4 protein-coding genes are annotated in these 7,686 nt (G+C 62.6%); 1 reads left to right on the plus strand and 3 read right to left on the minus strand.

Features of this window, described 5'->3' with window-relative positions; translation table 11 throughout:
- Positions 1 to 170: 170 nt before the first annotated feature.
- From ACPZMI_RS00310 to ACPZMI_RS00320, 3 genes are read right to left on the minus strand one after another with little or no spacing between them, the layout of a single operon-like run.
- On the minus strand, positions 171 to 1,547 hold the full coding sequence (locus ACPZMI_RS00310) for an HlyD family type I secretion periplasmic adaptor subunit (RefSeq protein WP_186665448.1): 1,377 nt from the start codon (positions 1,545 to 1,547) through the stop codon (positions 171 to 173).
- Positions 1,537 to 3,693, minus strand: a complete 2,157-nt coding sequence (locus ACPZMI_RS00315; protein ID WP_186665447.1) for a type I secretion system permease/ATPase — start codon at positions 3,691 to 3,693, stop codon at positions 1,537 to 1,539. Before ACPZMI_RS00315 ends, ACPZMI_RS00310 begins: the two co-directional genes overlap by 11 nt.
- A gap of 45 nt (positions 3,694 to 3,738) precedes the next feature.
- Positions 3,739 to 5,076: a TolC family outer membrane protein gene (locus ACPZMI_RS00320; RefSeq protein WP_186665445.1), complete on the minus strand. Its 1,338-nt coding sequence runs from the start codon at positions 5,074 to 5,076 to the stop codon at positions 3,739 to 3,741.
- Positions 5,077 to 5,414: 338 nt separating this feature from the next.
- Here ACPZMI_RS00320 and ACPZMI_RS00325 point away from each other — a divergent pair.
- The coding region (locus ACPZMI_RS00325; RefSeq protein WP_426351433.1) for a retention module-containing protein at positions 5,415 to 7,686 on the plus strand (2,272 nt) is incomplete at its 3' end.

A 7,686-nucleotide genomic window follows, 5' to 3' on the forward strand; every position in this document is an offset into this window, starting at 1 on the left:
TCATCAAGGCCCGCTCCGAGGCGCTGCGCGAGCGCTGATCACGACCCGGCCCGGTGGTCCCTGTGGGAGCGGGCTTGTCCCGCGAACACGGGCGCAGCCCGTGCCAGGCAGCGCGGTGTTCTTTTCGCGGGCAAGCCCGCTCCTACAGGGACCACCGGGCCGGGTCGTGATCAGCGCTCGCGCAGCGCCTCGGAGCGGGCCTTGATGATTGGTTTGAGCAGGTAGCTCATGATGGTCTTCTTGCCGGTGAGGATATCCACCGTGGCGACCATGCCCGGGATGATCAGCAGCGGCTTCTCATCCGAGCCCAGATGGCTCTTCTCGGTGCGCAGCTTGATCAGGTAATAGGTGGTCTTCTTGTCTTCATCGGTGATGGTGTCGGCACCGATTTGCTCGAGCTTGGCCTTCAGGCCGCCATAGATGGTGTAGTCGTAGGCGGTGAACTTGACCGTGGCCTCCTGCCCCGGGTGCAGGAAGGCAATATCCTTGGGCAGGATCTTCGCTTCCACCACCAAGGTGTCGTCCAGCGGCACGATCTCGATGATGTCGCTGCCCGGCTGGATCACGCCGCCGATGGTGTTCACCAGCAGTTGCTTGACGATACCGCGCACCGGCGATGTGACCATTGTGCGGTTGACCCGGTCATCCAGCGCCTTGCTGGTGGCCGTGGCCTTGTTCAGCTCGGTGCGAGCCTCGTTGAGCTGGGTGAGGGCCTCGCTGCGGAACTTGCCGCGGGTTTCCTCGATCTTGCTCTGCACTTCCTTGATCGCCGCCTCGGCGCGGGGAATGGCCAGGGCGGTAGAGTCCATCTGGCCACGGTTCTCGACTTCGGCGCGGCGCAGGCGCAGCACCTCGACCTGCGAGATCGCGCCCTGGGCCACCAGCGGCTCGGACATGGAGATTTCCTGGCGCAGCAACTGCAAGCTGTTGGCGTACTGGGCGCGCTTGGAGTTGAACTCGCGCAGTTCCTGCTGCTTCTGCACCAGTTGCTGCTCCAGGCCGCTGATTTCATCCTGCAGTTGCTGGCGGCGGCTCTGGTACAGCGACTGCTCGCTGGCTGCCTGGCTCGGCGCAGCCTTGCGCAGTTCCTCGTCGATCTGCAGTGGCTTGTCGTCGACCTCGGCGCTCAGGCGCTGTACACGCAGCGCCATGGCCAGGCGTGAGGCCTCGGTTTCGTCGACGTTGGAGGCGAAGCGCGTTTCGTCCAGGCGCAACAGCGGCTGGCCGACTTCGACGATCTCCCCCTCCTTGGCGTAGATCTGCGCAACGATCCCGCCTTCCAGGTTCTGGATCTTCTGCACCTTCGACGACGGGATGGCCTTGCCTTCGCCGCGCGTCACCTCATCGATGGGCGCGACACTGGCCCAGACGATCAGGAACACGAAGAAGGCGATCACGCCCCAGATGGTCAGCCGCACGATGCGCGGGGCATCTTCGATCAGTGCCTTGTTGACCTCTGGCAGCGGCTGGCCTGCCAGCGACTCGGAGCCCTTGAAGTAGCGGCGCAGGTTGTCCTTGAAACGCCCGATATCCAGCTTATGCAACACTGATCTGCCCCTTCTTCAGCGCTTCCATGACGGCGGCTTTCGGGCCATCCGCGACGATCTGTCCACGATCGATGACAATCAACCGGTCCACCAGCGACAACAACGACGCCCGGTGAGTGACCAGCAGCACGGTCTTGCCTTCGATCACCGCGCCAAGGCGCTGCTTGAGTCGCTCTTCGCCAGTGTTGTCCATGGCGCTGGTGGGCTCGTCGAGCAGCAGGATCTGCGGATTGAGCAGCAGCGCACGGGCCAGGGCGACGTTCTGGCGCTGGCCGCCGGAGAGATTCTGGCCGCGCTCGCCGACCTGCAGCTCGTAACCGTCGGGGTGCAGGCGGGCAAACTCATGCACGCCCGCCAGCTCTGCGGCCTGCAGGATCAGCTCGTCTTCGATGTAGCGGGCGCCGCTGACCAGGTTGTCGCGCAGGGTGCCGGCCAGCAACTGGATATCCTGGGGCACGTAGCCGATGTTGTGGCGCAGTTCGCTGACGTCGATCTGGCGGATATCGACGCCATCCACCAGCAGCGAGCCGCCGTCGGCCTCATAAAGGCCAACGATCAACTTGGCCAGCGAGCTCTTGCCCGAACCACTGCGGCCGATGATGCCGACTTTCTCACCAGGCCGGATGACCAGGTTGATGCCCTTGAGTGCCTGGTTCTGCTGGTTCGGGTAGGTGAACTCGACGCCGCGGAACTCGACCGCGCCCTGCAATACCTGACGGCTCAGCGGACGCTCTTCGAAGTTGCGCTCCTGGGGCAGTTCCATCATCTGGTCGGTCGCGACCATGGTCACCTTGGCCTGCTGGTAGCGGGCCAGCAGCCCATTGAGCTGACCCAGCGGGCCGAGCGCGCGGCCACTGAGCATGTAGCAGGCCACCAGGCCGCCCATGCTGAGGTTGCCGTCGATGATCAGGTAGACGCCGACACAGATCATCGCCACACCTGCGAGCTGCTGGATCAGCATGGTGATGTTCATCGCCAGGCCCGACAGCACCTTGACCCGCAGTTCGAGGCGGCTGAGCGTGCCGAGGGTCTGCTCCCACATGTACTGGCGCTCGCTCTCGGCGTTGTTGACCTTCACCGCATCCAGCCCGGCAAGGGTCTCGATGAGGCTGGACTGGCGCTCGGAAGCCAGCGCCATGGTGCGCTCCATCGTCGCCATCAATGGTTTCTGCAGGGCATAGCCGATGCCCAGGGCCAGCGGGAAGGCCAAAACCGGAATCCATACCAGGTGCCCACCGATGATGGCGATCACCATCAGGATCAGCAGGGTGAACGGCAGGTCGATAAGGCTGGTGAGGGTGAGCGAAGCGAGGAAGTCGCGCAGCCCCTGGAACTCGTGGATGTTCTGCGCAAAGCTGCCGACCCGCGCGGGGCGGTACTTCATCGACATACCGACGATCCGCTCGAACAGCGTTGCGGAAATGATCAGGTCGGTCTTCTTGCCGGCGAGGTCCAGACAGAGGCTGCGCAACCCCTTGAGGATGAGGTCGAAGACATAGGCACCGGCGATACCCACTGCCAGCACCCACAGGGTCGAGGTGGCCTGGTTGGGAACCACGCGGTCGTAGACGTTCATCACGAACAGCGGCGCCGCCAGGGCAATCAGGTTGATCACCAGGCTGGCGGCGATGGCGTCGATGTACAGCCATTTGCTGCGCATCAGGGTGTCGCGGAACCAGGAGCGGGCGCGCGGGATCAAGTTGCCGTGGTTGACGTCGAACTTGTGCTGCGGCTGAGCGAAGAACACTTTGCCGCTGTAGTCGCTGAGCAGCGCCTCGCGGGTGACCAGCACTTCCCCACCGTCGCTCTCGCTGAGCAGCAGGCGCGCGGTGTCTTCATTTTCCCAACCGACCAGGACGGCGCTGCGGCCTTCCTTCAATAGCAGCATGGCCGGCATGGCCATGCTGGGGATCTGCTCGAGCTTGCGCTGCAGCAAACGCCCCTGCAAGCCCGCGCGCGCGGCGGCGCGCGGCAGCAGCTCGACGCTCAGGCGCTGCGCCGGCAGCGGCAGGCCCGTGGTCAGCATGGCCCGGCTGGCGGGCTTCTGGTGCAGGACACACAGGGTCAGCAGGCTGTCCAGTAGCGGATCGTCATGCTGACTGCGTGGATCATGGTTGAGTTGTACTCGACTGACTTCAGATTCCACGCGGCGCTCTCTTCATCCTTGCGGTTGGATAGGACAGGTGCGCCTTCAGTTCATGCCTGGCAGGTTCACCTTTGGCTTCAGATCGTTCTGTACGACGGTCGCCATGGGGGCTACGACACCCTGGCTCTTCAGCAGTTGACCAATGGTCGCCTTGATTCGGTACTGAGTAAACAACTGAGTGTTCTTCACTTCAACCAGACGACGTTGCGCAGTGAAGGTTTCATTCTCGCTGTCGAGCAGGTCAAGCAGGGTTCGCTCGCCCAGACCGAACTGCTGCTGGTAGGCGCTGCGCACCCGGGTGCTGTGATCGACATACTGCTGGGCGATCGGCAACTGGGCGTTGGCGTTGTCCAGAGCATTCCATGCCAAGCCTAACTCCTCATTGAGCTGACGCAAGGCGTTGTTGCGGATATCCAGCGCCTGGTTGGCCAGATACGACTTCGATTCCAGGTCGGCCTTGTTGCTACCACCGGCGTACAGGTTGAAGTTCATGCGCAGCATGGCCTGCCATTCATTGTTGTGGCCGACAGAGCCGTCGAGATTGTTGTCTGCCGTCCGTCCGAGCTCCGCGTCAAAACGTGGATAGAAACTAGACTTGGCCGCTTCGTATTGTTTTTCGGCCGCAGCGATGTCGGATTCTGCCGAACGCAGGATCGGGCTGCTCTCGACCATCTGGTGGCGCGCCTCGTCCAGGGTGGCCGGCAGCAGGTCGATGAACGGCGCGGGCGCGCTCAGTTCGTCAGGCATCTGCCCGACCACGCTCAGGTAGTTGGTGTTGGCATCGGCCAGGTTGGTCTGTTCGGTGATCAGGTTGTTGCGCGCCTGCGCCAGGCGCGCTTCAGCCTGGTCGAGGTCGGCCAGGCGGCCTACGCCACGGCTGGTGCGCAGCTTGATCTGGTCGAGGATGCGTTCGTGGTTGCGCAGGTTGTCTTCGGCCAGGCGCACCATCTCACGGCGCGAAAGCACATCGAGGTAGACCTGGGCGACGGTCAGCGCCGTGCGTTCGGAGGTGCCCATCAGGGAGTAGGCGCGGGCATTGACGGTGGCTTGTTGACGACCGACTTCGCTGGAGGTGGCGAAACCGTCAAAAACCATTTGTCGAAGACGGATACTTGACTCGCCGCGGTTCAAGGTCTCCCAGCGATGCGACGTACTCGGCGAATCGCTGCCCTCGCGGCCGTAGCCGGCGGTCATGTCGACGCGCGGCAGGTAACCACCCTGGGCGGCCCGCAGTTGATAGTCCGCGGCTGTGCGGGCGTTGACCCCGGCCTGGATTTCCGGGTGCACGTCCAAGGCCTGTTGCATGGCTTGCGGCAGGGTTTGTGCTTGGGCAATGGAGGCTGCAAGGGCGAGAGGAAGAACGGTGAAAAGTGACGCACGCATTTTTACTGATTCCCAAGTGGCGCTGTTGTCCCAAATCACGGCCGAAGCGGGTCTGGCCCGTGAAAATAGCGGCCGAAACTGAACGATTGGCGAGCTTGCGAGACTGTACGTAATTAATACGAAAGGAAGAGGCTTTTACCCAAATATCAATGTGACATTAGTTTGCCGATTGTTTAGGATGGCGAGACGAAGGTCAATACTTTGGCATAAACTTAATAGCCGAAAATTATTGACAGAAAATTGACGCATAAAAGCGTCAAATCATTTTTGTAACATTCCAGCGGAAGCAGGTTCGCACGCCGGCCGGAAGCCAATTGAGACACATCCCGGAGAGTTCCATGAGCACTGTCGTTGCCATCGTCAAAAGCATTGTTGGCCAAGTCATCGCAGTATCCCCGGAAGGCATCAAGCGCGTGCTGATCGAAGGCGACCGCCTGTTCGCAGGCGAGGAAGTCCTTACCGGCCCGGGCGGCGCCGTGACCCTGGAATTGGCCGACGGTCGCATGCTCGATCTGGGCCGCGACTCTCAATGGAGCGCCGATGCGCCCGACAGCAGCACCGACCTGGCCCAGGCCACTGCGCAGGCCGCACCCTCGATCGAAGAGCTGCAACAGGCCATCGCCTCCGGCGTCGACCCGACCACCGAGCTGGAAGCGCCCGCTGCCGGCCCTGCTGCCGCAGGTGGTGGTTCGGTCGGTGGTGGCCACAGCTTCGTGCTGCTGGAAGAAACCGCAGGCGTTGTCGACCCGAGCATCGGCTTCCCCACCGGCCCCCTGGGCTTCGCCGCAGGCCTGGCAAACGAAGAAGTCGGTGGGCTGGATAGCAACAACGACACCACCACCAACAACAATCCCATTCCAACCGGCCTGAGCCTGAGCGCCACCCCTTCGATCAGCGAAGCGGGCGGCGTCATCGTCTATACCGCCACGGTTGGCCAGGCGCCGCAGAGCAACCTGACCGTCACCCTGTCCAACGGCGCGGTGATCGTGATTCCGGCTGGCCAGACCAGCGGCTCGGTCAACGTCAACATTCCTGCCAATGACACGCCGTACATCGATGGTGGCCAGATTTCCACCACCATCACCGGTACCACCGGTGGCAATGGCCTGATCGTTACGCCGAACCCGACGCCTGCGGTGACCCAGATCACCGACACGATCGATACCACCACCGCCACCCTGACCGCTTCGCCAAGCGTCACCGAAGGCGGCGTGATCACCTACACCGTGACCCTGACCAACCCGGCGCAGACGCCGGTCACCGTCACCCTGTCCAACGGCCAGACGATCACCGTCGAGGCTGGCAAGTCCAGCGGCTCGGTCGATTTCCAGACCCCGCCCAACGACGTCTACAACAATGGCAGCACGGTCAGCACCACCATCACCGGCGCCACCGGCGGCAACTTCGAGAACCTGGTGCCGAACCCGACTCCGGCACAGACCGTGATCAACGACTCGGTCGACACCACCACCGCCACCCTGACCGCTTCGCCAAGCGTCACCGAAGGCGGCGTGATCACCTACACCGTAACCTTGACCAACCCGGCACAGACGCCGGTCACCGTCACCCTGTCCAATGGCCAGACCGTCACCGTCGAAGCCGGCAAGACCAGTGGCTCGGTCGACTTCCAGACCCCAGCCAACGACGTCTTCGTCAATGGCAGCACGGTCAGCACCACCATTACCGGCGCCACCGGCGGCAACTTCGAGAACCTGGTGCCCAACCCGACCCCGGCACAGACCGTGGTCAGCGACAGCATCGATACCGTGACTGTCAGCATTGCCAGCAACGGTAACGTGACTGAAGCCCAGCAGCCGACCTTCACTGTCTCCGTAAGCCAGAAGCTCGACCACGACCTGACCGTGACCCTGAGCAATGGCGACAAAGTTACCATCACCGCAGGCCAGACCCAGGCCACCTACAGCCTGCCGGCGCAGGGTGACGACGTATTCAAGGACGCGGGCTCCGTGACCCTGGGCGTGACCGACGCCAGCGTACCGGGCAAGACGTTCGAGGATCTGAAGCTTGGTGGTACTGCCACCGTCCAGATCAGCGACACCGAGAGCGAAGTCGTCGCGACCCTGACTGCCGACAAGACCACCGTGTCCGAAGGCGGCCAGATCACCTACACCGTCACCCTGACCAATGGTCAGGGTCTGGATGTCACTGGCCATGGCGGCCTGACCTTCACCCTTTCGGATGGCACCAAAGTCACCATCCCGGCGGGCAGTGCTACCGGCACGGTCACTATCGCTGCTCCGGACGACGTCTATGTTGGCGGCCAGCCAGCGATCGTGAACAAGCTGGAAGGTGTCACTGGTGCGGATAACTTCGAAAAACTGACCTTGGGTCAGGGCGAAGTGAAAACTGACGTCACCGATGAGCCAGGCACTGGCACTCCCGGCACTGGCAACGAAGGCGACAAGGTTTCGGTCACCATCGTCAGCAATGGCAATGTCACCGAAGATCAGCAGCCGTCGTTCACCGTCAAAGTGAACCAGCCGCTGGATCGTCCGCTGACTGTCACCCTGAGCAATGGCGACAAGGTCACCATCGCTGCGGGCCAGACCCAGGTTGAGTACAAAGCTCCAGCTCAGGGCGATGACGTCT

Origin of the sequence: Pseudomonas wayambapalatensis (assembly GCF_049942315.1) — a bacterium.
In the GTDB taxonomy this organism is placed as follows: domain Bacteria; phylum Pseudomonadota; class Gammaproteobacteria; order Pseudomonadales; family Pseudomonadaceae; genus Aquipseudomonas; species Aquipseudomonas wayambapalatensis.

Excerpts from the sequence above, each read along its gene's own strand:
- ACPZMI_RS00320 (WP_186665445.1), bottom strand. The coding sequence starts at position 5,076 with ATGCGTGCGTCACTTTTCACCGTTCTTCCTCTCGCCCTTGCAGCCTCC.